The sequence below is a fragment of the Streptomyces sp. NPDC096310 genome (assembly GCF_044763125.1).
GTDB lineage: Bacteria > Actinomycetota > Actinomycetes > Streptomycetales > Streptomycetaceae > Streptomyces.
In genome coordinates this window covers 105727-128176 of the sequence record NZ_JBIWFO010000016.1, presented here as the reverse complement: position 1 = coordinate 128176, position 22450 = coordinate 105727, and the positions used below count along the sequence as shown (strand labels likewise).

24 protein-coding genes and 2 pseudogenes are annotated in these 22450 nt (G+C 70.5%); 17 read left to right on the top strand and 9 right to left on the bottom strand.

Annotated elements, in window-relative coordinates:
- Window positions 1–50: 50 nt before the first annotated feature.
- The 8 genes from ACIQ7D_RS26075 to ACIQ7D_RS26040 form a co-directional block, all read right to left on the bottom strand.
- Entirely contained in the window at window positions 51–1232 is a 1182-nt protein-coding gene (locus ACIQ7D_RS26075; RefSeq protein ID WP_403941367.1) for an alanine racemase, read from the bottom strand.
- Window positions 1233–1234: 2 nt separating this feature from the next.
- Window positions 1235–2338 carry an aminotransferase class V-fold PLP-dependent enzyme gene (locus ACIQ7D_RS26070; RefSeq protein ID WP_403941365.1) on the bottom strand — a complete coding sequence of 368 codons (1104 nt, stop codon included), beginning with the start codon at window positions 2336–2338 and terminating at the stop codon, window positions 1235–1237.
- A 1-nt stretch (window position 2339) separates the two neighbouring features.
- Window positions 2340–3386: a phosphotriesterase gene (locus ACIQ7D_RS26065; RefSeq protein ID WP_403941364.1), complete on the bottom strand. Its 1047-nt coding sequence runs from the start codon at window positions 3384–3386 to the stop codon at window positions 2340–2342.
- A gap of 58 nt (window positions 3387–3444) precedes the next feature.
- Window positions 3445–4812 (bottom strand): YhfT family protein, encoded by a 1368-nt coding sequence (locus tag ACIQ7D_RS26060; RefSeq protein WP_403941362.1) that lies wholly within the window; start codon window positions 4810–4812, stop codon window positions 3445–3447.
- 37 nt (window positions 4813–4849) lie between these two features.
- Complete coding sequence (locus ACIQ7D_RS26055; protein ID WP_403941360.1) at window positions 4850–5206, bottom strand: DUF2620 domain-containing protein; 357 nt, start codon at window positions 5204–5206, stop codon at window positions 4850–4852.
- Window positions 5203–5610, bottom strand: a complete 408-nt coding sequence (locus tag ACIQ7D_RS26050; RefSeq protein ID WP_403941359.1) for a transcriptional antiterminator — start codon at window positions 5608–5610, stop codon at window positions 5203–5205. The genes ACIQ7D_RS26055 and ACIQ7D_RS26050 overlap by 4 nt, the downstream gene beginning before the upstream one ends.
- 151 nt (window positions 5611–5761) lie before the next feature.
- Window positions 5762–6700 (bottom strand): GntR family transcriptional regulator YhfZ, encoded by a 939-nt coding sequence (gene yhfZ / locus ACIQ7D_RS26045; RefSeq protein ID WP_403941357.1) that lies wholly within the window; start codon window positions 6698–6700, stop codon window positions 5762–5764.
- A 107-nt stretch (window positions 6701–6807) separates the two neighbouring features.
- The gene (locus ACIQ7D_RS26040; protein ID WP_403941355.1) at window positions 6808–7701 is read right to left on the bottom strand and encodes a class I SAM-dependent methyltransferase; all 894 of its coding nucleotides are present in this window, start codon (window positions 7699–7701) and stop codon (window positions 6808–6810) included.
- A gap of 535 nt (window positions 7702–8236) precedes the next feature.
- Here ACIQ7D_RS26040 and ACIQ7D_RS26035 point away from each other — a divergent pair.
- The 17 genes and pseudogenes from ACIQ7D_RS26035 to ACIQ7D_RS25955 all read left to right on the top strand — a co-directional run bounded on the left by ACIQ7D_RS26035 (window position 8237) and on the right by ACIQ7D_RS25955 (window position 21428).
- On the top strand, window positions 8237–8830 hold the full coding sequence (locus ACIQ7D_RS26035) for a hypothetical protein (RefSeq protein WP_161308529.1): 594 nt from the start codon (window positions 8237–8239) through the stop codon (window positions 8828–8830).
- A gap of 353 nt (window positions 8831–9183) precedes the next feature.
- On the top strand, window positions 9184–9630 hold the full coding sequence (gene rpsP, locus ACIQ7D_RS26030) for a 30S ribosomal protein S16 (protein WP_329823029.1): 447 nt from the start codon (window positions 9184–9186) through the stop codon (window positions 9628–9630).
- A 2-nt stretch (window positions 9631–9632) separates the two neighbouring features.
- Window positions 9633–9872, top strand: a complete 240-nt coding sequence (locus tag ACIQ7D_RS26025) for an RNA-binding protein (RefSeq protein WP_329823028.1) — start codon at window positions 9633–9635, stop codon at window positions 9870–9872.
- A 157-nt stretch (window positions 9873–10029) separates the two neighbouring features.
- Window positions 10030–10584, top strand: a complete 555-nt coding sequence (gene rimM / locus ACIQ7D_RS26020) for a ribosome maturation factor RimM (protein WP_403941353.1) — start codon at window positions 10030–10032, stop codon at window positions 10582–10584.
- Window positions 10581–11402, top strand: coding sequence for a tRNA (guanosine(37)-N1)-methyltransferase TrmD (gene trmD, locus ACIQ7D_RS26015; RefSeq protein ID WP_403941352.1), 822 nt, complete (start codon window positions 10581–10583; stop codon window positions 11400–11402). Before rimM ends, trmD begins: the two co-directional genes overlap by 4 nt.
- A gap of 129 nt (window positions 11403–11531) precedes the next feature.
- Window positions 11532–11882 carry a 50S ribosomal protein L19 gene (gene rplS / locus ACIQ7D_RS26010; RefSeq protein ID WP_403941350.1) on the top strand — a complete coding sequence of 117 codons (351 nt, stop codon included), beginning with the start codon at window positions 11532–11534 and terminating at the stop codon, window positions 11880–11882.
- A gap of 95 nt (window positions 11883–11977) precedes the next feature.
- The gene (gene lepB / locus ACIQ7D_RS26005; RefSeq protein WP_403941348.1) at window positions 11978–12772 is read left to right on the top strand and encodes a signal peptidase I; all 795 of its coding nucleotides are present in this window, start codon (window positions 11978–11980) and stop codon (window positions 12770–12772) included.
- Window positions 12765–13854, top strand: a pseudogene (gene lepB, locus ACIQ7D_RS26000) (signal peptidase I); the annotation flags it as partial. The gene lepB (ACIQ7D_RS26005) and the pseudogene lepB (ACIQ7D_RS26000), both read left to right, overlap by 8 nt.
- On the top strand, window positions 13751–14671 hold the full coding sequence (gene lepB / locus ACIQ7D_RS25995; RefSeq protein ID WP_403941441.1) for a signal peptidase I: 921 nt from the start codon (window positions 13751–13753) through the stop codon (window positions 14669–14671). The pseudogene lepB (ACIQ7D_RS26000) and the gene lepB (ACIQ7D_RS25995), both read left to right, overlap by 104 nt.
- A gap of 42 nt (window positions 14672–14713) precedes the next feature.
- Entirely contained in the window at window positions 14714–15475 is a 762-nt protein-coding gene (gene lepB / locus ACIQ7D_RS25990) for a signal peptidase I (RefSeq protein WP_403941346.1), read from the top strand.
- On the top strand, window positions 15465–16016 hold the full coding sequence (locus tag ACIQ7D_RS25985) for an NUDIX hydrolase (RefSeq protein WP_403941344.1): 552 nt from the start codon (window positions 15465–15467) through the stop codon (window positions 16014–16016). Before lepB (ACIQ7D_RS25990) ends, ACIQ7D_RS25985 begins: the two co-directional genes overlap by 11 nt.
- Before the next feature lie 54 nt (window positions 16017–16070).
- Window positions 16071–16379, top strand: a complete 309-nt coding sequence (locus ACIQ7D_RS25980) for a DUF2469 domain-containing protein (RefSeq protein ID WP_014675276.1) — start codon at window positions 16071–16073, stop codon at window positions 16377–16379.
- Between the two features lie 164 nt (window positions 16380–16543).
- Window positions 16544–16921 carry a YraN family protein gene (locus ACIQ7D_RS25975; protein ID WP_403941342.1) on the top strand — a complete coding sequence of 126 codons (378 nt, stop codon included), beginning with the start codon at window positions 16544–16546 and terminating at the stop codon, window positions 16919–16921.
- Entirely contained in the window at window positions 16921–18546 is a 1626-nt protein-coding gene (locus ACIQ7D_RS25970) for a YifB family Mg chelatase-like AAA ATPase (protein WP_403941340.1), read from the top strand. The genes ACIQ7D_RS25975 and ACIQ7D_RS25970 overlap by 1 nt, the downstream gene beginning before the upstream one ends.
- The gene (dprA, locus tag ACIQ7D_RS25965; protein ID WP_403941338.1) at window positions 18543–19718 is read left to right on the top strand and encodes a DNA-processing protein DprA; all 1176 of its coding nucleotides are present in this window, start codon (window positions 18543–18545) and stop codon (window positions 19716–19718) included. Before ACIQ7D_RS25970 ends, dprA begins: the two co-directional genes overlap by 4 nt.
- A gap of 254 nt (window positions 19719–19972) precedes the next feature.
- Window positions 19973–20809 (top strand): RNA polymerase sigma factor WhiG, encoded by an 837-nt coding sequence (whiG, locus tag ACIQ7D_RS25960; protein ID WP_385001712.1) that lies wholly within the window; start codon window positions 19973–19975, stop codon window positions 20807–20809.
- Window positions 20810–20870: 61 nt separating this feature from the next.
- The gene (locus ACIQ7D_RS25955) at window positions 20871–21428 is read left to right on the top strand and encodes a TetR/AcrR family transcriptional regulator (protein WP_403941440.1); all 558 of its coding nucleotides are present in this window, start codon (window positions 20871–20873) and stop codon (window positions 21426–21428) included.
- Between the two features lie 274 nt (window positions 21429–21702).
- Here ACIQ7D_RS25955 and ACIQ7D_RS25950 read toward each other — a convergent pair.
- Window positions 21703–22389: pseudogene (locus ACIQ7D_RS25950) on the bottom strand (peptidoglycan DD-metalloendopeptidase family protein); the annotation flags it as partial.
- Window positions 22390–22450 lie beyond the last annotated feature (61 nt).

Sequence of the window (22450 nt, the reverse complement as noted above, 5' to 3'; positions counted from 1 at the left end):
CACGACAGCGGTCCGCGCACCACCGCCCGAGCCGTCGATGGCGGTCCTGCTCATGAGGCCGCTCCTTCGAAAGCCCGGCCCCGCGCGTCGTACAGCCCCGCCAGCCGGGGCTTTCCGGCGGCGAGACCGGCGACGACCGCGACGGTCGAGCGGGTGACGAAGATCTGCGTACGGAACGCCAGGACGGCGGTGTCCCCGGCTGCGACCCCGCCCGATCCCGTACCGGGCGGCTCCAGCAGCCGGTAGTAGTCGATGTTCTCCGCGGGGGCGTCGCACACCCGAAGACGCGTCCCCGTGCGGGGCAGCAGGGCGGTGCGGACCCCGGACCGGGCGTAGAACCCGCCACCGAAGAGCGCGGGCCGGCCGTCCGCGAGCGTGTGGGCGACCTCGGTGACATACACATAGGCGGGCCGTTCCGGCTGGTGCGGATCCACCGCGTGCAGCGGCGTGGTGCCGGTGAGGGAGTGCCCAGGCTCGCCATGCGTGGCGCCCAGCCGGGCCAGCAGCGGCAACGCGGCCACGGATGTCGCGCCCGGGGCACTGAGGGCAGGGCCCTGATGGCCGCGCGCGGTCAGCAGCTCCCGCGCCTCGATGACCCGTTCGAAGTTGGCCGTCGGAGCCGGCCGGCCCGTGTCCGGGGCGCACACCACACAAGGGAACGCCGTCACCCCTGCGATCCGGACCGACGCCAGCCGCTCGACCTCGGCGGCGAAACCGCCCAGGACGTCCAGCGGTACGCCGCCCTCCTGGCCCGGATGGCCGGAGCCCGCCGCGGCCTCGATCCGTACGAACACGTCCTGGACGAGGCCGAGACGGCCGGCCGCGTCCGAGACGGCCCGCGCGTTGGCGAGATCGAAGACCGTGACCGCCTCGGGGCGCCGGGCCAGCAACTCGGGCAGGGCACGGTGCGGGATCTGCACAAGATGACCGAGGTTGCCCGCCAGAGCCCCGGAGGCGTGCAGCGCCCGGGCCTCGGACAGGTCGATCGCGGCGAACCGGGGGATGTGCCGGGCGACCGCCCGGATCAGCGCGGGGTTGCGGCCCAACTGTTTGACCACGAACCAGAGCGAGAGGCCCAGCCGCTCCGCCTCGGCCGCGAGCAGCGCCGCATTGGCCTCCACGGCGTCCGCGTCCACGACAAAGGTGTCCGGCGGAACGACGCCCGAGACATGCAGCGCGGTCGCCGTCTCGACGAGCGCGGGGTTGCGGGCGAGCACGGTGTCCAGGAACACGATCAGCCCTTCAGGTCGCGCAGCGAACGGCGGAGGATGTCGATCACCAGGTCCGCGCCAGCCCGCATGGGGTTGATCCGTACGGTCCAGTCGGCGAGCCGAGGAGCGTCGTCGAGTGAGGACGCGGACATCCGGTGGATGAGCGGGGCGATCTCGTAGCGGGAGTTGGAACCCACGGGGTACGGCGCGGCGCCGTACCGCGCCGCGACGGCGGGCAGGTGGCGGGCGACGGGCCGGTCGAGTCGCACCAGCAGACAGCGGTCCTGCGCGTTGGCGATCCGCACCTCCGCGACGCCCGGTACCTCGCCCGCGGTCAGGCGCCCGGCGACCTCGGCGGACACCCGGGACTGGAGCGCCCAGAGGACGGGCACATGGGTGAGGGCGCGCAGCGCCTCCAGTGCCTGGGCGCCCTGGACCTGGCCGCCGCCCGAGTAGTTGTCGGTGCGGACACGCCCGACCAGGTCACGGGTGCCGACGACCGCGCCCACACCCTCCGGGCCGTGCAGCTTGAAGAGGGAGAAGCAGGAGACGTCGGCGCCGAGCTGCACGCCACAGGCGGGCACGCGCAGCACCGTGTAGTTGTCGTCGACGACCGTACGCACCCCCGCGGCGCGGCAGACCGCCAGCACCTCGCCCGGATCGTAGGAGTCCCCGAGCCGCTGCCTGCTGTGCTGGACGTACGCCCAGGCGAGATCGGTCGACGCCAGGGCCTCGCGGAGCGCCATGCGGTCGTTGAAGTCGGCCTCGGTGGTACGGACGCCGAGCCCGCGCAGGGTGACGGCGGTCGTCCGGTAGACCGGAGCCCGGTGGATCAGCAGCGGGTCGCCGGGGGAGAGGGCCGCTTGGAGCGCGGCCCGGATCGCGCCCGTACCGGCACCTTGCACCAGCGCGGCGTCCTCGGCGCCGAACCACTCGGCGAGCACGGCCTCGACGCGTGCCGTCGTACGGGGGCGGCCCAGTCCGGAGACCACACCGGCGTCCGCCTCGAAGAGCTGGGGACCCTCGAAGTGCGCGGCGGTGTGCTCCAGCAGACTGAACTGGAGCTGGACGGCGTCCTCCAGCGCGATCGTGGGCAGCGGGAATGTCCGGGGGAGCGGTGGAGGCATCTCAGATCTCCTCGGCGTCGGTGCCCGCGGCGCGGGCGGTGTCGGTGTCGGTCCTGGTGTCGCTACGTCTGTCCGCGTCCGCGTCGATGTCGGCACCGGTCAGGAAGCGCAGCGGGTTGCGGCGGGTCATCAGGTCGACCAGGCCGTCGTGCACGCCCGCCGCGCGCGCCGCCGGCAGGAAGGAGCGGAAGAGATGCCCGTACCCGTGGCCGCCCTCTGCCGTCAGATAGCTGTGGCGGGAGATGTCGCAGCTCAGCAGGGCCCGGTCGGCGTGCCCGGCGTCCAGCAGGGCCAGCAGCAGCCGCAGGCGGGTGCCGTCGCTCTGGTAGCGCCCCTTGCCGACGGTGTCGAACGCGACGTACGCGCCGCTCGCCGCGAGTTCTCGATGGACCTCCGGATCGTCCAGCAGGTCCTGATGGCCGATCGAGATCCGGTGCGGTGGCAGCCCCGTGCCGGTGAGCAGCTCCAGTTGAGCGAGCCCGCCGCGGCCGAACTGGGCATGGGTGGCGAGCGACAGACCTGTGGCACGGGCGGCATGCGCCGAGGCGAGCAGCGCGCGGCTCTCGCGCACGCTCGGCCGCTCGCCATGGCTGCCGATCTCACCGAGCACACCAGGTCGGACACCGCTCGCGCCGATGCCGTCCTCGATCTCCCGCACCAGGATCTCCGTGAGCTGCGCGACACTCGCCCCTTCGGTCTCCTGTGGGTGGAACGGCTCGTAGTACCAGCCGGTGGCGGCGACCACCGCGACGCCGGACTCCTCGGCGATACGCGCCAGGGCGCACGGATCGCGGCCCATGCCCCGGCAGGTCAGTTCGATGACCAGGGCGAGCCCGAACTCGGCTGACAGCGCGGTCAGTTCGCCGACGATGTCGGACCGGTGGCGTCCGGTTCCCAGGACTGCGGCGCGTTCACCCGTACGGTCGAGATCGAGCACCAGATGCTCATGGGCGAGCACCGGGCCGCGCACGGCGGAGACGGGCAGTGGACCGGCGACCGTGGTGAGGCACGGTGTGTTGGAGGACGAAGAGACGAGCGGGGAGTGCATGGGTACGAATGCCTTCCTGACGGGTCCGTCCGCGCCGGGACGCCGGTTGCCGGGTGTGTCAGCTCGTCAGCGGGGTGAACAGGCCGAGCCAGTGGAGGAAGTTGAGTAGGACGCCACCAGCGACGACCGCGGCCGGCGCCGCCGCCATCCGCACCACCGGTCTGCCCATCGCCTCGTTGAGGAGACAGAGCCCACCGACGACGAGGATCGCCAGGCCGCCACCCATCACATGCGCCGCGAGCAGGGAGCCGAAGAGGATCGCCAGCCCCAGCGTCTCCGTGATCGCGGCGCGCAGATGCTCGGAGGAGTCACGCACGCTCGGGAGTGTGCCGAGGGCCCTCCCGAGGGAAGAGAGCGCCAGCACTTCGACGGCGAGAACCACGGCACCGGCGGCCGCCGCGAGGAACGGGTGCGGCAGCAGGTAGCCGAGGGGGTAGACGAGCGTGAACCCGGCGATGCCGTACGCACCGGAGGCGAGCGCGGTCGTCGCGATCAGGGGGACGAAGCCGAACACCCGGTAGAAGTCGACCTGGGCGGCCTCGCTGTACTGCCCCTGGGCGATCAGGAAGCTGGTCGCCTCCCCGCCGCCGAATATGTGCATCTGCGCCAGGACACAGACCCCGGCGCCCAGCGCCATGAAGAGCGGTAGATGACGGCGCAGCCGCAGGGCGCTGCCGCTGAACAGCGAGACCATCGGGTCGTCCACGACACCCTCCTGCTTCTGCTCCTGTTCCTGTCCCAGCCCTTGGCTCTGCTGCTCCTGGGCCCGTTCCTGCTTCCGTCGCAGCAGGTCCTTCCGCACGGCGAATCCGATGAGCAGGAGTACCCCCGCTGCCATCGCGAGCGAACCGGCGAAGACTTTCGGCCAGAGCTTCATCGTCATGACGACCAGGGCCAGTTCGAGTACGGCCGCGAGAGCGCCGCGCAGCCGTCCGAACTGTCGGGTGATGGCGAGCACCGGGAAGAGCGTGAAGAGGAAGAGAATCGGCGTCGACATCTGCTGCAGCGCGGTCAGGAAGTCGACGGGCAGATCGTGCGCCAGATCATTGGCGGCGCCGAGGCCGAAGACAACCACCGCGCCCCAGGCGCCGCCCAGCAGTGGCGCGATCCACTTCCTGGGAGAAAGGATGCCCAGGATGTCGGTGGGGAGAAAGAGCAGCCAGGGGTTGAGGACGCCGCTGGTGAGGGCCATGGGCGCACCCAGCCCGAAGATGAAGCCCGCCGAGAGCCCGAAGGAAACCGCGGTGGTGCCGGAGCGCTTGGCGCGTCCCTGGATGAAGTCGAGAATGAAGGGGCGTACTCCGTCGTTGAAGACGGCCAGCGCCAAGTGCGAGACGAAGGCGGTCAGCGCGCAGAGGGCTACGACGAACAGCTTCTGCGTCAGCGAGAGGTCCAGACGGGTACTGGCTGCGAGGACGGTCTGCACAGGGCGGTCTCCTCTGCGGTCCGGCAGGTTGTCGGGGTCAGCCGCGCGCCGCGAGGGCACGGGCCATGAGCGGGGCGAGCACGTCGATCTGGTCGATCGCGAAGCCGAAGACCTTCTTCCCGTCCGCCACCAGCGTGGCCACCTGCTCCTCCGTCGGTACGGAGCGGCCGAAGGTGTGGCAAAGGGGGCTGCCGAGCAACCCGACGAGGATGCCGAGCGAGGCTCCGGCACCGGTGTGACAGGTGCCCAGGTAGTAGTCGGCTTGGCCGTTCCGAAGTTGCATTGCGGCGTCCATGTCGTTGGAGACCGAGATCTCCAGGCCGCCGAGGTCGAGCCGCGAGACGGTGTCCGCGACCTCGGTCTTGCCGACGCCGCCGGTGAGGATCTTCGTCATGATTGACTCCTTCGCTCTGAGGCGTGGTGCGGGGCAGGGGAGTTCTGGGCCAGCACGGCGAGGTGCAGGCTCAGAAAGTTGACTTCGGAGCCGGGCAACGGGGCCCCGAGCGCCTCCTGGGCCCGTAACGCCATGGCACGTGCCCGGGCGACCGCCTCAGGGTGTCCTGCGAGCTCGGCCGTGACCTGGCCGTCCGTAGGGAACGTCTCGACCGGCTCACCGTTCAGCAGCCGGGTGAGCGCCGCCATCAGATGGCTGGCGAGCAGACCTGCTGTGTCCTCGGTGACGGTGAGGCCCTCGGCGGTCAGGGCGTCCAGCTCAGCCGCGACAAACGCGGCGACCTCGGGACGGGCCTGTCGGGTCTCGCGGAAAAGCTGGATGCGGAGGGCGAGTTGGTCGTCCATGAAGCTCCTTCCTACGGATCACGCGAACGGATGGACAAGAGAAAGCAGTAACCAGGATTTTGTATATTTCGCTTACGCCGTTTCTCCGCTGGTGGGGGATCGAGGTCTCGGTGGTGGGCCGGCGCGCGGGGTGGGGTGTGGGGCGAAGGGGTCAGTACGAGGGTGTGCGCTCGCCGCGCAGCACTTCCGCCTGGAGCGCGGTGACGACGGACAGGTCGAGGGATTCGCGGACGGCGCCGAGCGCCTTCGCCCCCTCGGTTCTGCCGATGATCGCCGCGCTGGAGTTGCGCCGCGAGAGGTCGCGGGTGGCCTCGTCGCAGAGTGGCAGGACATCCACGTCCGTACCGAGCAGGTTCTGTGCCTCGTCGAGGTTCCAGACGGTGGCATCGGCCCGGTCGTGCTCGAACAACTCGCGCAGCTGCGTGTGCGAGGTCTCGACCCACTCGATGTCGTCCCGCCCGGCGAACGTGCGCTCCGCGAGTACGCGCTGGTCCTCGGAGGTGTGGTCGACGGCGACGCGCAGCCCCGGGCTCTCCGGGCCCGAGCCGTGGCGCAGCAGTATGCCGTGGGCCCCGACATAGGTGATCGGGCCGAGATCCGCGACGAGTTCGACCGGATACTCCTCGATCAGCCGGTCGGCCGCGGAGCGAGAGAGCACCACGAGGTCGACCTTGCCTTCCAGCAGTGTCGCGGTGCGGGCGTCCGCGCCGTGCATGAATGTGATCGCGAAGGGGGCCCCGGCCTCCTCGAAAGCGGAGCGCAGCCCGGTGGCCAGCCCCTCGTGGCGACGGGAGTAGGGGAGCGGCATGGCGGCCAGCAGGGTGCCAAGCCCGGAGAGCCGCCAGAGTATCGAGCGGTCGGCGCGGACCAGGAATGTGCCGAGATGGCCCCGCGCCGTCGTCTCGATGGCGCCGGCGCTCTCCAGGAGGTGGAGCGCGGCCTGCACCGTGCCGTTTCCGACACCCAGTTCCATGGCGAAGTCGCGGACGCGCGGCAGCCGGGTGTCCGGCTCGTGGTTCAGCAGGAGCACCGCGAGCTGCCGGGCCGCGAGGCCGTTACGGGTCAGGAAACGCTCGTCGAAGTCTGTCACGCAAATGACAGTAAACAGGATTCTGGATACTGGCAATGCTCTCTCGGCATCTTGGCGTCCACACGCCATTTCGTCGCCTGGGCCCGGCGGCCGCGCGCTCGTCGCCGTCAGGGCGTACGGGCGATCAGATACCGGAAGACGTTCGGCATCCAGACCGTGCCGTCCTGTCGCAGATGCGGATGGAGTGCCTCGCCGATCTCCTTCTCCACCTGCCGCCGGTCGGTCGCCCGGATCGCGCCGTCGAACACCCCGGTCGACAGCAGCCCGCGCACCGCGCTCTCCTGGTCCGCGTACCCGAAGGGGCAGGCCACCCGTCCCGAACCGTCCGGTTTCAGCCCGGCTCGTGCCGCGACATCCTCCAGATCGTCCCGGTACGCGGGGCGCCTGGCGCCCTTGCGCAGCCGGTCCGCCAGTCGGCCGGCGACGCGCAGTACCGCGTCCGTGGCGCAGCGCTCCGGCGGCCCCCAGCCGGCCAGCACCACCGGGGCGCCCCGGCCGGCCAGCGGTATCGCTGTCCTGAGGGCGGGATCGAGCCCTTTCGCGTCGCCCGCCACGGAGCCGATCGGCTGAAAGGCGGTGATCAGGTCGTACCCGGGTCGGCGGGGTCCCCCGGCCGCGTCGGCCATACGGTCGGCGGGCAGCAGCTTCTCGCACCCGGTGTCGGTCGGCCGGTGCCCGGCCCCGTCCCGTCCGTCCCCCGCCAGCAGCCGCTCACGGGCCAGTGCCAGCCGTTCCCCGTCCGCTTCGACACCGGTCACGCGGGCGCCCCGTGCGGTGGCCAGCAGCAGGGCGAGTCCGGATCCGCAGCCGAGGCCGAGCACCCGGGTCCCGGTGCGGACCTCCAGGCGCTCGTACACCGCTTCGTAGAGCGGCACCAGCATCCGTTCCTGGATCTCGGCCCAGTCGCGGGCGCGCCTCACGGCTTCCGGCGGTACGGGGAGCGCCGGGTCCGTGGCCGTGCCCGAAGGGAGCTGATGGTGCTGGACGAGCGTACGTGTCATGGATAGCGCCCCAATCCACCGAGAGGTCGTTCGTGCCCTGTGTGACAGCCCCCGTGTACGTGTGAGCACACACCCCCCGTATGTCAGAGAACTCCCCATCCCTCCCCGCGTCCAGTGGGTGACGGGCAAAGCGTGCGTGCCCCGGGCGTACGCCCCCGCGTGCATGGCTGAATCCTTTTCCCGGCTGCGGAACGGGTACCAGGATCTGAGCAGGACGGTCGAACGGCCCAGAGACCGAGCGGTGCCCGACCGGCCCCTATTGAGCCATTCAGGGCAACGGCTCGGCGCAGGGGCGTCGAGGGAAGCCGGCCGCCCGTCCCGGTACTGTCACCGTCGTGGGCGGCAGACGTAGATCGTCTACGCGTCGATGCGTATCCAACGCTACGTACCACCTTGATACGAGCTGTGAGCCTTCTCCGCAGATCGACGCACCCGCCCTCGTCAGGACGCATCAATGGCAACTGACGGGTACGTGCAAATTATTTGTGATGCCCCGTAATGGAACCCGGGAGGGATCCGGCTCGTTATTCACGACGTGAGCACGACACCACCTGTTCTCGCCGCAGAGCTGGCACAGGCGTGGGCCGACATTCAGCGGTCCCACCCCGAGCTGCCGGATCTTGCCGCGCCAGAGTCCCTGATCGGAGAGTCGTCGTCCGCCTGCGGCGCCGAGCTCTCTTTCGAACGACTGCTTCATGAAGCGGTCCATGGCATCGCCGCGGCCAGAGGTGTCCGCGACACCTCGCGCGCGGGCCGCTACCACAACCGCCGATTCCTTGCGATCGCCGAGGAGATGGGTCTCGACCATCCGGAGGAGCCGCATCCCAGCAGCGGTTTCTCCCTGGTCTCGCTCAGCCCCGAGGCGAAGCGTCGGTACCGCCCCACCATGGAGCGGCTCCAGCGTGCCCTCAAGGCGCACACAGTCGCGACGGCCGCCGACACCAAGCGCAGTTTCCGCGGCCCGGCCGCCCGGCATGGCTCGTCCGGCGGTGGGGTGCGGGTAAAGGCGGTCTGCGACTGCGGCCGGAATGTGCGCGTCGTCCCCTCGGTCCTCGCCCAGGCGCCGATCGTCTGCGGTGGCTGCGGCAAACCGTTCCGTATCCCGGAAGTGGTCGCGGCCGCGAGTTAGTGCCCCTCCCGGCAAGCTTTGCCCCGTCGCAGACACTGCCGGTCGCGGCGCCGGCGCGCCGCCTCGGCACTCCGCGGGTGGCCCCCTCCGGCGGCCTCGCGCCGTCGCCGGGCGGCGACCCGTATCCGCGGCACGGCCCCGTCAACCACGGGGCCGGAGCCGTGCGTCGTGCGCCCCACCCCGGCCGGGCACACCCCGGCGCCGGGGTGTGGCAGAATGGCCAGCCGTACTCGACAGTCGCACAGGACCCCTCTCTCCTCCGGCTGACGCGTCCATCGGGCAGATCGGGTACCGCAACCCCACGCGGCGTCCCGCTGTGCCCAACCACGTCAAGACCAGGAGACACCACTCCAGTGGCAGTCAAGATCAAGCTGAAGCGTCTGGGCAAGATCCGTTCGCCTCACTACCGCATCATCGTCGCCGACTCCCGTACCCGCCGTGACGGCCGGGCCATCGAGGAGATCGGTCTGTACCACCCGGTGCAGAACCCCTCGCGCATCGAGGTCGACTCGGACCGCGCGCGCTACTGGCTGTCCGTCGGCGCCCAGCCGACCGAGCCGGTTCTCGCGATCCTCAAGCTCACCGGTGACTGGCAGGCGCACAAGGGCCTCCCGGCCCCCGCGCCGCTGCTCCAGCCGGAGCCGAAGGCCGACAAGCGCGCCCTCTTCGAGGCCGCCGCGAAGGACGCCGGCGACGAGCCCAAGGGCGAGGCCATCACGCAGAAGGCCAAGAAGTCCGACAAGAAGGCCGACGAAGCCGGGACCGAGTCCTCGGCCGCCGCCGAGTCGACCGGGGCCTGAGCATGCTCGAGGAGGCTCTCGAGCACCTCGTGAAGGGCATTGTCGACAACCCGGACGAAGTGCAGGTCGCCTCGCGCAACCTGCGCCGCGGCCGGGTGCTGGAAGTCCGGGTACACCCGGACGACCTCGGCAAGGTGATCGGTCGCAACGGCCGCACCGCGCGTGCGCTGCGGACGGTCGTGGGCGCCCTCGGTGGCCGTGGCATCCGCGTCGACCTCGTCGACGTGGACCAGGTCCGCTGACACACCAGAACACCGGCACGGGCCGGGAAGGGCACCCACCTTCCCGGCCCGTGCTTGCGTGCTGGTACCACCATCATCGATTGAGCAACCACGACGGCGAGCGGCCACCTCCGCGACAGGAGGCGACGGTTCCGCCGCACAGAGGGCGGGCTTGGCAGTGCAGTTGGTAGTCGGGCGGATCGGCCGCGCCCACGGCATCAAGGGCGAGGTCACCGTCGAGGTCCGTACGGACGAGCCTGAGGTACGGCTCGGTCCCGGCGCCGTCCTCGCCACGGAACCGGCCTCGGCCGGGCCGCTGACGATCGAGACGGGCCGGGTGCACAGCGGCAGGCTGCTGCTGCGTTTCGCCGGCGTACGCGACCGTACGGGCGCCGAGGCGCTGCGCAACGTGCTGCTGATCGCCGAGGTCGACCCGGAGGAGCTTCCCGAAGATCCGGAGGAGTTCTACGACCATCAGTTGATGGACCTGGACGTCGTCCTTGCGGACGGCACCGAGGTCGGCCGGATCACCGAGATCTCACATCTGCCCTCGCAGGACCTGTTCATCGTGGAACGGCCCGACGGTAGCGAGGTCATGATCCCCTTCGTGGAGGAGATCGTCACCGAGATCGATCTGGCCGAGCAGCGGGCCGTGATCGACCCGCCGCCGGGGCTGATCGACGACCGGGCGGAGATCGTGCCCGGCGGCGGCGGAGAGGCCGACGACCGATGAGGCTCGACGTCCTCACGATCTTTCCCGAGTATCTGGAGCCGCTGAACGTCTCGCTCGTCGGCAAGGCCCGGGCGCGCGGACGCCTCGACGTACACGTGCGCGACCTGCGGGAGTGGACGTACGACCGGCACAACACGGTCGACGACACTCCGTATGGCGGTGGCCCCGGCATGGTCATGAAGACCGGCCCTTGGGGCGACGCCCTCGACGAGACCCTTGCGGACGGCTACGAGGCGGGCGCGTACGGCCCCGTCCTGGTCGTTCCCACGCCCAGTGGGCGCCCCTTCACCCAGCAGCTGGCCGTGGAGCTCTCGGAGCGCCCCTGGCTGCTCTTCGCTCCCGCCCGCTACGAAGGCATCGACAGCCGGGTCATCGACGAATACGCGACGCGGATCCCCGTCGTCGAGGTGTCCATCGGTGACTACGTCCTGGCCGGCGGCGAGGCCGCGGTCCTGGTGATCACCGAGGCCGTGGCCCGGCTGCTGCCCGGTGTCCTCGGCAACGCGGAGTCGCACCGCGACGACTCGTTCGCCCCCGGTGCGATGGCCGACCTGCTGGAGGGGCCCGTCTACACCAAGCCGCCCGAGTGGCGTGGGCGCGGCATCCCGGACGTCCTTCTCAGCGGCCATCACGGGAAGATCGCGCGGTGGCGCCGCGACGAGGCGTTGCGGCGTACGGCACTCAACCGGCCCGATCTGATCGAGCGGTGCGACCCCGCCGCCTTCGACAAGAAGGACCAGGAGACGCTCTCCATCCTGGGGTGGTCCCCCGAGCCCGGTGGCCGATTTTGGCGCAGGCCCGACGACGTGGAAGAATAGGCCGCTGCCGTACGTCCGGTGTGCGCCCCTGCCACAGGGGGACCGACGCCCGCCCGACGCGAACGGCACTCATATTCTCTCCCGATCATCCGCTGATGACCTGTGGCATCAGCGAGGAAGCAGACCTTCATGGCCAGCCTGCTCGAGTCCGTCGATGCCTCGTCGCTCCGTAGCGACCTCCCCGCCTTCCGCCCCGGTGACACCGTGAACGTCCACGTACGCGTCATCGAGGGCAACCGCTCCCGTATCCAGCAGTTCAAGGGCGTCGTCATCCGCCGCCAGGGTTCGGGTGTCCGCGAGACCTTCACGGTCCGCAAGGTCTCGTTCTCCGTCGGCGTCGAGCGCACCTTCCCGATCCACAGCCCGATCTTCGAGAAGATCGAGCTGGTCAGCCGCGGTGACGTCCGCCGCGCCAAGCTGTATTACCTCCGTGAGCTGCGCGGCAAGGCCGCGAAGATCAAGGAGAAGCGCGACCGCTGAGCCCCCACGGTCCTCGGTCTGAGACTTCTCAAGCCGAGGGCCGGGACTCTTCTCACGCCCGGTGTCACAGGGCCGCCGGATAAGATCTGGCCCCGATGGACACCGAAGCACAGCACGAGATGCGCGACCCTTCTTCCGACACCCCCACGGGGGTGGAAGAAGGGTCGCGCATCTCGCGTTGTGCCGGGCTTTTCAGCGGCCGGGGCACTGCGGGGAGGTCGTGGCTCTCCTTGCGTCGTACGGGGCTCTTCGGCCTCCTCTGCGCGGTCTTCCTGCTGCTCTTCAGCACGTTCGTGCTCCAGCCATTTCTGATCCCCAGTGGCTCGATGGAACCCACCCTCCGCGTCGGAGACCGCCTACTGGTCAACAAGTTGGCGTACCGTTTCGGTACCGTGCCGGAGCGTGGTGACGTGATCGTCTTCGACGGCACCGGCTCCTTCGTACAGGAGCCGGCCCGTGAGAACCCCGTCACCGGGCTGCTGCACGGGGCGGCCGCGGCCCTTGGTCTCGCCGAGCCCGCCGAGACCGATTTCGTCAAGCGCGTGGTCGGTGTGGGCGGTGACCGTGTGGTCTGCTGCGACAAGGGGGGCAGGGTCGAAGTGAACGGCCGGGCGGTTGACGAGCGGTATGTGTACGCCGGTGACGCGCCCTCCCGCGTCCCGTTCGACATCGTCGTACCCGAGGGAACCCTCTGGATGATGGGCGATCATCGTAGTAATTCGCGTGACTCCCGGGACCATCTCGGAGAGCCGGGAGGCGGGATGGTGCCCGTGGAGAGAGTGATCGGACGGGCGGACTGGATCGGCTGGCCCATGGGCCGCTGGTCCGTCCTGGAGCCCACCGAAGCCTTCCGTGAGGTCCCGCGGCCGGGGAGCGGTGCCCATGGGTAAGCGCGGACGGCCTGCGAATCACGGGTACGACACCAGACTGCCGACCGGCTCCAGACCCACCACCGGACGGGCGCTGCCCGGCCGTGCGGAGCGGCGCAAACTGGCCAAGAAGGTGAAGCGGCGCCGCAGCCGGTCCGCGGCCAAGGAGATCCCGCTGCTGATCACGGTGGCGCTGCTGATCGCCGTCGTCCTCAAGACGTTCCTGGTGCAGGCGTTCGTGATCCCTTCGGGATCCATGGAACAGACGATCAGGATCAGCGACCGGGTGCTGGTGGACAAACTGACCCCCTGGTTCGGCTCCAAGCCGCAGCGTGGCGACGTCGTGGTCTTCAAGGACCCGGGCAACTGGCTCCAGGACGAACAGCCCCAGCCGGACAACTCCCCGGTGATCGTCAAGCAGCTCAAGGAAGGGCTGTCCGCCATCGGGCTGCTGCCGTCAGCCGACGACAAGGACCTGATCAAGCGCGTCGTCGCGGTCGGCGGTGACACCGTCAAGTGCTGTGACGTCAACGGCAAGGTGACCGTCAACGGCATGCCCCTCACCGAGCAGTACCTGAACCCCGGCAACGCACCCTCCACGATCCCCTTCGAGGTACAGGTCCCCGCCGGGCGCATCTTCGTGATGGGCGACCACCGGTCCAATTCGGCCGATTCCCGCTTCCATCTCCAGGAGGAGTACAGCGGTACGGTCTCCGAGGCCGGGGTCGTGGGCCGCGCTGTCGTCATCGCCTGGCCGCTCGACCACTGGAGCGGACTGGAGCAGCGGTCGACCTTCGCCTCCGTACCCGACGCGCGTGCCGCGCCGACCACGGCGGCCGGACCGTCGAATAGTCTGTCTTCCCAGGATCGAAACGGATTGGTCCGGCTCCCGACCCCTGCGGAACTCCCGCTCGTTATGGGAGTGGTGGGCCTGTCCCTTCTCAGGGGCAGGCGATCACACAGAGTATTCGCGCGGAGTAAGGAGTGGATGTGGGGGATGTGGCGGTCGGCGCACGGTCCGGACACGACGATCCCGAGGAGGGACGCGAGCAGCTCGCCGAGTCGCCCGAAAACGTGACGGACGAGCCGGCGGAACGGCGGGGCGACGCCGGGGACGGGACGGACGGAGACGGCGCGACGGCGCCGAAGAAGCCGCGTTCCTTCTGGAAGGAACTGCCCCTCCTGATCGGGATCGCGCTTCTTCTCGCCTTCCTGATCAAGGCTTTCCTGGTCCAGGCGTTCTCGATCCCCTCGGACTCGATGCAGGACACCCTGCAGCGTGGCGACCGGGTCCTGGTGGACAAGCTCACCCCGTGGTTCGGCTCCGAACCGCAGCGCGGCGAGGTCGTGGTCTTCAACGACCCGGGCGGCTGGCTGGACGGCGCCGAGACCCCCGAACCGAACGTGGTGCAGCGGGCCCTCGGCCTCATCGGGCTGATGCCGTCCTCTGACGAGAAGGATCTGATCAAGCGGGTCATCGCGGTCGGCGGCGACACGGTGGAATGCAAAAAGGGCGGAAAGGTTCACGTCAACGGCCATGCGCTGGACGAGACGGACTACATCTACCCGGGCAACACTCCCTGTGACGACGAGCCGTTCGGGCCGATCAACGTACCCAAGGGCAGCATCTGGGTGATGGGCGACCACCGGCAGAATTCGCTGGACTCGCGCTACCACCAGGAACTTCCCGGCAACGGTACGGTCCTGAACTCAAGCGTCGTGGGCCGCGCCGTCGTCGTCGCCTGGCCGGTCAACCGCTGGTCGCTGCTCCCGGTGCCCGGCACGTTCGACCAGTCGGGGCTGAACACGGCGGCTGCCGTCGCCACGGCCGCGACGCCCGGGGCGCTCGCCCTGGCCGGAGCCGTGCCGATCGTGTTGTGGCGCAGAAGGAGGCTGACCCGACGGAGTACCGCCGGGTAGGGTGCCGTCCCAGATCGTTCTCCGAACGGGGGGAGTGCTGGGATGAGCACAACAGAACGTAAGGATGGCGGCCACGGCCGCCTCGGCAGTGTCCTGTCGGGGCTGGCCGTGGCTGTCGGCTGTGTGCTCTTCCTCGGAGGGTTCGTCTGGGCGGCGGTCGTGTACCGGCCGTACACCGTGCCCACCAGCTCGATGGATCCGACCGTGAAGGCGGGGGACCGCGTGCTGGCCCAGCGGATCTCCGGTGGCGACGTACGCCGGGGGGACGTGGTCGTCTTCCGTGACTCCGAGTGGGGCGACCTTCCGATGGTCAAGCGTGTGGTCGGCGTCGGCGGCGACACGATCGCCTGCTGCGACCCCTCCGGACGGCTGACGGTCAATGGCAAACCGGTCGAGGAACCGTACGTACAGGGCATGCTCGACGGACGAGCCTCCATGACCGACTTCGATGCGACCGTGCCCGAGGGGCAGCTCTTTCTGCTCGGCGATGAGCGCAGCGGCTCGCTGGACTCCCGCGTGCACCTTCAGGACCCCACGCAGGGCTCGGTGCCGCGCACGGCGGTGGACGCGCGGGTGGACGCCGTGGCCTGGCCGTTGGGCGGCATGATCGGGCGGCCCGCGGCCTTTGCGGCACTGCCGGGCGGGGTGTCCGAGCCGGGACCGCTGAAACCGCTCGTCGCGGCCGTGGTAGGCGGCGCGCTCCTGATCTTCGGAGGTGCGGCGTACGCACCGGTCGTGCGGCTGGTCTCGAAGAGGCGTCGGAGCGAGCCCCGTGGCCAGGGGGTGTCCGCAGATGTCGCCTGACGACCGGTCCGCGGCGGAGGCCGGTACCGGTACCGGCGCGGGGGCCGACCCGGGCGCCGGCCCGGTCAGGAGGGTGGCGCGGGTGGTGCTGCTCGACCCCGAGGACCGCATTCTGCTGATGCACGGATACGAGCCGAGCGATCCCGCTCACCAATGGTGGTTCACGCCGGGCGGTGGCCTGGAGGGCGACGAAAGCCGCGAGGAGGCCGCGCTGCGCGAACTGGCCGAGGAGACGGGGATCACAGAGGTGGAGCTGGGGCCCGTCCTGTGGCGCCGTCTCTGCTCCTTCCCGTTCGACGGCCGCCGCTGGGACCAGGACGAGTGGTACTTCCTGGCACGTACGAAGCGGACCGAGGCATCCCTCGGTGACCTCACCGACCTGGAACGACGCAGCGTCGCGGGGCTGAGGTGGTGGACCTCCGCCGAACTGTCGGCGGCGCGTGAGACGGTGTATCCGACCAGGCTCGCCGAGCTGCTGCGCATGCTGCTCGACGAGGGTCCCCCGGGCACGCCGGTGGACCTTGCGCCCGAGCACGTCTAGCGGCGCGGGGGCCGGAGCACAATAGGGGCACGTACGGCTGAAGGGGAACATGCCATGAGCGCCGAGGACCTCGAAAAGTACGAGACCGAGATGGAGCTGAAGCTCTACCGGGAGTACCGCGATGTCGTCGGTCTGTTCAAATACGTGATCGAGACCGAGCGTCGTTTCTATCTCACGAACGACTACGAGATGCAGGTGCACTCGGTGCAGGGTGAGGTGTTCTTCGAGGTCACGATGGCAGATGCCTGGGTCTGGGACATGTACAGGCCGGCCAGGTTCGTCAAACAGGTGCGGGTCCTCACGTTCAAGGACGTGAATATCGAGGAGCTGAACAAGAGCGATCTCGAACTGCCCGGCGGCTGAATCGGGTGAGACCGGACCCTAGGAGCGTGGGTCCGGCCCTCGGTGCCGACCGCTCGGAGATCACTCGGACGGGTGAGGGAGTTATCCACACTCGATGAGTTATCCACCAAGATCCACTCGTTTCGGGAGATCGCGTCAGAGTCGGTGCCGGAGGTGGTGCCGAGATGAACGCGACGGGGGCACTGGGAAGGTACGGCGAGAATCTGGCGGCGCGGCGGCTGGCCGCGGCGGGGATGATCGTGCTGGCCCGCAACTGGCGGTGCGGCAGGACGGGCGAGATCGACATCGTCGCCAAGGACAGCGATACACAGGGCCGGGAGACGCTGGTCGTCTGTGAGGTGAAGACCCGCAGAGCGGGTTCGTTCGAACATCCGATGGCCGCGGTCACGCCGGAGAAGGCCGACCGGCTGAGGCGGCTCGCCGCCTGCTGGCTGGACCGGCACGGCGGCCCGCCGCCCGGCGGCGTACGGATCGATCTGGTCGGGGTGGTGCTGCCCCGGCGGGGCGCCCCCGAGGTCGAGCACGCGCAGGGGGTGGCCTGATGGGATTCGCGCGCGCGTGTTCGGTCGCCCTGGTGGGCGTCGAGGGTGTGGTTGTCGAGGTCCAGGCCGATCTGGAGCCCGGTGTGGCCGCCTTCACCCTGGTCGGGCTCCCCGACAAGAGCCTGGTGGAGAGTCGTGACCGGGTCAGGGCAGCAGTCGTGAACTCCGGCGGGGAGTGGCCGCAGAAGAAGCTCACGGTGGGGCTCAGCCCCGCCTCCGTACCCAAGAGCGGCAGCGGCTTCGACCTCGCCGTGGCCTGCTCCGTCCTCGGCGCGGCCGAGCGTATCGACCCGAAGGTGATCGCCGATCTGGTGCTCATCGGGGAACTGGGCCTGGACGGGCGGGTGCGCCCGGTGCGCGGGGTGCTGCCCGCAGTGCTCGCGGCCGCCGAGGCAGGATACCGCCAGGTCGTCGTCCCCGAGCAGACCGCGGGAGAGGCGTCGCTGGTGCCGGGAGTCTCCGTCCTCGGGGTACGGAGCCTGCGTCAGCTCATCGCCGTACTCACCGGCGAGGCTGTCCCGGACGAGCCGCGGGAGCCCGGCCAGGGCCGTCCTGACGCCATGCTGGCGGGGCTGATGGTGCCCGGAGCCGGAGTGGGCACCGGTCTCGCCACGGGTGGGGCGGGTGGCGGACACCGGCCGGACCTCGCGGACGTGGCGGGCCAGGCCGCCGCCCGCACCGCGCTCGAGGTGGCCGCGGCGGGTGGACACCATCTGCTGCTCCAGGGACCTCCGGGTGCGGGCAAGACCATGCTCGCCGAACGTCTGCCCGCCGTTCTGCCGCCGCTGACCGCACAGGAATCCCTGGAGGTCACCGCGGTCCACTCGGTCGCGGGCATTCTCCCGCCGGGCGAACCGCTCGTGCACACCCCGCCGTACTGCGCGCCGCACCACTCGGCGACCATGCAGTCACTCGTCGGCGGCGGGAACGGGCTGCCACGGCCCGGCGCGGTCTCCCTGGCACATCGAGGGGTGCTTTTTCTGGACGAAGCGCCGGAATTCTCCGGACGGGCGCTGGACGCCCTGCGCCAGCCCTTGGAATCGGGCCATGTGGTCGTGGCGCGCAGTGCGGGGGTGGTGCGGCTGCCGGCACGCTTCCTGATGGTGCTCGCGGCCAACCCCTGTCCCTGCGGACGGCACACCTTGAACGGCGCGGGATGCGAGTGCCCGCCCTCGGTGATCCGCCGCTACCAGTCACGGCTCTCCGGTCCGCTCCTCGACCGTGTCGACCTGCGGGTGAATGTCCAGCCCGTCAAGAGGGCGGATCTCCTAGGACAGGGCGGCCGGGGAGAATCGACGGCGGCGGTCGCCGCGCGGGTGCGGGAGGCCAGGGCGCGATCGGCGGCGCGACTCGACGGCACTCCCTGGTCGGTCAACAGCGAGGTGCCCGGCCATGAGCTGCGCACCCGCTGGCCTGTCGCCCCCGGGGCGCTCGGAGCCGCGGAACGGGATCTGGAGCGCGGGCTGCTCACCGCACGCGGTCTCGACCGGGTCCTGAGAGTGGCCTGGACGGTCGCGGACCTCGCGGGGTGCGACCGGCCGGAGGCCCACCATGTGGACCTCGCCCTGGAGCTGCGCACGGGCATCGCCCGGGGCACCAGGGTCACGGCGGGAGACGCCTCATGACGCCCGTGGGCCCCCAGGAGCGTCTGGCCCGCGCCGCGCTCACCCGGATCCTCGAACCGGGCGACGAACAGGGCGGCCAATGGCTGCGCACCTTCGGCGCCGAGCGCCTGCTGGACCTGCTCGGCTCGCCGGCCGGCGCCCGGGGCACCGTACGCGGGCAGCTCGCCGGAGCCACCGAGCGGCGGCTCGACGGTTACCGCGCCCGGGCGGCGCGGGCCGTGCCCGAACGTGATCTGTCGGCGATCACCGCGGTCGGCGGCCGGTTCGTCTGCCCCGGCGACGCGGAGTGGCCCAGCCAGCTCGACGACCTCGGCCCGGCCCGGCCCATCGGCCTGTGGATCCGCGGGCGACCGGATCTGCGGATCTGGTCCCTGCGCTCCGTCGCGGTGGTCGGGGCCCGGGCGTGTACTCCGTACGGGGCACATATGGCGGCGGCTCTGGGCTCCGGTCTTGCCGAGCGCGGCTGGGTGGTGACCTCGGGGGCGGCGTTCGGTGTCGACGGTGCGGCCCATCGCGGCGCCCTGGCCGCCGACGGGGCGACCGTGGCCGTGCTCGCCTGCGGTGTCGACGTGGTCTACCCGCCGGGGCACGCCGAGTTGGTCGGCCGGATCGCGGAACAGGGCCTGGTCATCGGCGAATTGCCCCCGGGGGACCATCCGACCCGCAGCAGGTTCGTGCTGCGTAACCGTGTCATCGCAGCGCTCACCCGGGGGACCGTCGTGGTGGAGGCGGAGTACCGCAGCGGCTCCCTCGTCACAGCGCGCTGCGCACTGCGGCTCGGCCGGTTCACCATGGGCGTCCCGGGGCCCGCCACCAGCGGGCTCTCCGCGGGGGTGCACGAATTGCTGCGCGGCGAAGGTGTGCTGGTCACGGATGCCGCCGAAGTGGTCGAACTCGTCGGAGACATCGGAGACCTGGCTCCCGCCCGCCGGGGCCCGGTGCTTCCCAGGGACCTCCTCGATCCGGTCAGCGCACGGGTCCTCGAGGCGCTGCCGGCCCGGGGGGCCGCCGACGGGCGGGAGATCGCGCGGGACGCGGGCACGACAGCGGACGAGGCGCTCGGCAGGCTGTACGAACTCCACTCGCTGGGGTTCGTCGAACGGCGCGGCGACCGGTGGCAGTTGGCCTCCCGGACCACACCGGAGACCCTCGCGCGGCGAGGCGGTGCTTGATCTGGAGCATTCGGGTGAAAAGGTGAGAGCGATGATCCTCGAACCGCTATCGGCGACTCCGGTCAGACCGGTGCCCGGACAGGACCTGGCGGGGTCGGCACCCGATCGAATGCATTGCCGACGGCATCCACCGGGGCGGGTCCTGCCGTCCATTTCTCGCGCAGCGCGACGCCTCAGTCACGCTACGCTCACCTGGACTCCGGTCCAGCGAGATGTCCCCCCGCACTTCACGGCAGAACGGCTCAAGGCGACGCATGCCCCAGCACACCTCCGGGTCTGACCGCGCGGCAGCGCCCCCGGCTGCCCGGAGCGCTGTGCGTTCCCCCGCGCCCTCGTCGCTCAACGAGCTGTGGCGGTCGTACAAGAGCACGGGCGACGGCCGACTGCGCGAGCAGCTCATCCTTCACTACTCGCCGCTGGTGAAGTATGTCGCGGGCCGGGTGAGTGTCGGTCTCCCCGCCAATGTGGAGCAGGCGGACTTCGTCTCCTCGGGGGTCTTCGGTCTGATCGACGCGATCGAGAAGTTCGACATCGAGCGGTCGATCAAGTTCGAGACGTACGCGATCACCCGGATCCGCGGGGCCATGATCGACGAACTCCGGGCGCTGGACTGGATCCCGCGCTCCGTACGGCAGAAGGCCCGGGCCGTCGAGCGCGCCTACGCCACCCTGGAAGCCCAGCTCAGACGGACCCCCACCGAAGGGGAAGTGGCCGCGGAGATGGGTATCGCGCTGGAGGAACTGCACGCGGTTTTCAGCCAGTTGTCCCTGGCGAACGTTGTGGCGCTGGAGGAACTACTCCACGTCGGCGGCGAGGGCGGCGAGCGGCTCAGTCTGATGGACACCCTGGAGGACACCGCCGCCGACAATCCGGTGGAGGTCGCCGAGGACCGAGAGCTGAGACGGCTGCTGGCACGCGCCATCAACACCCTCCCCGACCGAGAGAAAACGGTGGTCACGCTCTACTACTACGAGGGCCTGACCCTCGCGGAGATCGGCAATGTGCTCGGCGTGACCGAGAGCAGGGTAAGCCAGATCCACACAAAATCAGTGCTCCAACTACGGGCGAAGCTGGCCGACGTCGGACGCTGAGGCTGTGCTGCCGTGGTCGCATCCGTAAAGTGGAGGTGTGCCAAGGATTCGAGCGGCCTCCGTGGCCGAGCACCGGACCATGCAACGCGGCGCTCTGCTGGACGCCGCGCGCTCACTGCTGTCCGAAGGCGGTACGGAGGCGCTCACCTTCCCCGCACTCGCCGAGCGCACGGGCCTTGCCAGGTCCTCGGTCTACGAATACTTCCGCTCGCGCGCCGCCGTCGTCGAAGAGCTGTGCGCCGTCGATTTCCCGGTCTGGGCGGCGGAGGTCGAGGCGGCCATGGCCGGCGCGGACACCCCTGAGGCCAAGATCGAGGCGTACGTACGGCAGCAGCTCGCCCTGGTCGGTGACCGGCGTCACCGCGCGGTGGTCGCCATCTCCGCGAGCGAGCTGGACGCCGGGGCCCGGGAGAAGATCCGCGCCGCGCACGGCGGCCTGATCGCCATGATCGTTGAAGCCCTGGCCGATCTGGGCCACGAGCAGCCCCGTCTGGCGGCGATGCTGCTCCAGGGCGTGGTGGACGCGGCGGTCCGCCGTATCGAACTCGGTGCGGCCGAGGCTCCGCCGGAGATCGCCGAGGCGGCCGTCTCCATGGCACTGCGCGGGGTGCGGGGCTGACCCCGACGCGCTCCCGGCGCCTCCGTACCGTACGGCGGGTCCACGGCGCCGAGTCTGCGCGGCGTGCGCGCCGCCGTACGCGCGCGCCGTGATCACCGGCACCTCGTCGGCACTCCGGGCGACGGGCCAGAACCGTCACCGCCAACAGTGCCAGTGCGTAGAGTCCGTACGCCCCGTACGAGGTGCCGTACCCGCTCGCCTGGACCGATCCCGGGGCCGGTGCGACGGGCCGCGTCCGTTCTGGCGCCCCGGCCGCGGCCGGGGCCGACGATGCCGCCGGCTCCGGCACTCCGAGCACCGGAAGCAGCCGGGCAGGGCCCCGCCGGAGCAGGCCCGGAGGCAGCAGTGACAGCGGGTCCAGATATGTGTCACCCCTCAGCAGCCCCCAGTGGAGGCAGGTCGTCGGGCAGTGGGAAGGCCCGGCCGCCAGCACCCCGACCACCTGGCCCGCCACGACCTGGTCTCCCTTCCTGACGAGCGGTTCCACCGGTTCGTATGTGGTGCGCAGCGATGGGTCGCCCGTGCCGGGCAGGGTGATCGAGACCACTCCGCGCCCCGCGACGGGGCCCGCGAAGGAGACCCGCCCCGACGCGGCGGCCCGTACCGGCGCACCCGTGGGCGCTCCGAGGTCCACCCCGCGGTGGCCGGGCCCGTACCCCGTCGCCGGTGGCTGCCAGCCGCGCAGCACCGTGGGCCGCGAGCCCACCGGCCAGGACCGGCGGCCGTCCGGGGCATCGGGCGGAGCGGCGGGCGGAAGGCCGGGAGGGGGACCGGAGGGGGTGGGCGTTCCGGCCGGAGCCGACGGTGGTGCGGCGGAGGCGTGAGGCGCCCAGAGCAGCCCCACGGCGAGCGCGAGCGCCAGCGTGAGGGCAGGAGCGAAGGACGGCTTGCGGATCCGCGCCCCTGCACGGGCGAGCAGGCGCGGGAACGGTGAACGGCGGGTGATGCGCTGGGTGATCATGCGATACACCGTGGACCCGAGAGGCGCGACCGCGCTGATCATGAACCAGATCTGTGGACAA

Coding starts and splice junctions, on each gene's coding strand:
- ACIQ7D_RS26070 (WP_403941365.1), bottom strand. CDS start 2,338: ATGCCTCCACCGCTCCCCCGGACATTCCCGCTGCCCACGATCGCGCTG.
- ACIQ7D_RS26065 (WP_403941364.1), bottom strand. CDS start 3,386: ATGCACTCCCCGCTCGTCTCTTCGTCCTCCAACACACCGTGCCTCACC.
- ACIQ7D_RS26055 (WP_403941360.1), bottom strand. CDS start 5,206: ATGACGAAGATCCTCACCGGCGGCGTCGGCAAGACCGAGGTCGCGGAC.
- ACIQ7D_RS26050 (WP_403941359.1), bottom strand. CDS start 5,610: ATGGACGACCAACTCGCCCTCCGCATCCAGCTTTTCCGCGAGACCCGA.
- ACIQ7D_RS26040 (WP_403941355.1), bottom strand. CDS start 7,701: ATGACACGTACGCTCGTCCAGCACCATCAGCTCCCTTCGGGCACGGCC.
- ACIQ7D_RS26025 (WP_329823028.1), top strand. CDS start 9,633: ATGCTCGAGGAGGCTCTCGAGCACCTCGTGAAGGGCATTGTCGACAAC.
- trmD (WP_403941352.1), top strand. CDS start 10,581: ATGAGGCTCGACGTCCTCACGATCTTTCCCGAGTATCTGGAGCCGCTG.
- rplS (WP_403941350.1), top strand. CDS start 11,532: ATGGCCAGCCTGCTCGAGTCCGTCGATGCCTCGTCGCTCCGTAGCGAC.
- lepB (WP_403941348.1), top strand. CDS start 11,978: ATGGACACCGAAGCACAGCACGAGATGCGCGACCCTTCTTCCGACACC.
- lepB (WP_403941346.1), top strand. CDS start 14,714: ATGAGCACAACAGAACGTAAGGATGGCGGCCACGGCCGCCTCGGCAGT.
- ACIQ7D_RS25985 (WP_403941344.1), top strand. CDS start 15,465: ATGTCGCCTGACGACCGGTCCGCGGCGGAGGCCGGTACCGGTACCGGC.
- ACIQ7D_RS25980 (WP_014675276.1), top strand. CDS start 16,071: ATGAGCGCCGAGGACCTCGAAAAGTACGAGACCGAGATGGAGCTGAAG.
- ACIQ7D_RS25975 (WP_403941342.1), top strand. CDS start 16,544: ATGAACGCGACGGGGGCACTGGGAAGGTACGGCGAGAATCTGGCGGCG.
- ACIQ7D_RS25970 (WP_403941340.1), top strand. CDS start 16,921: ATGGGATTCGCGCGCGCGTGTTCGGTCGCCCTGGTGGGCGTCGAGGGT.
- dprA (WP_403941338.1), top strand. CDS start 18,543: ATGACGCCCGTGGGCCCCCAGGAGCGTCTGGCCCGCGCCGCGCTCACC.
- whiG (WP_385001712.1), top strand. CDS start 19,973: ATGCCCCAGCACACCTCCGGGTCTGACCGCGCGGCAGCGCCCCCGGCT.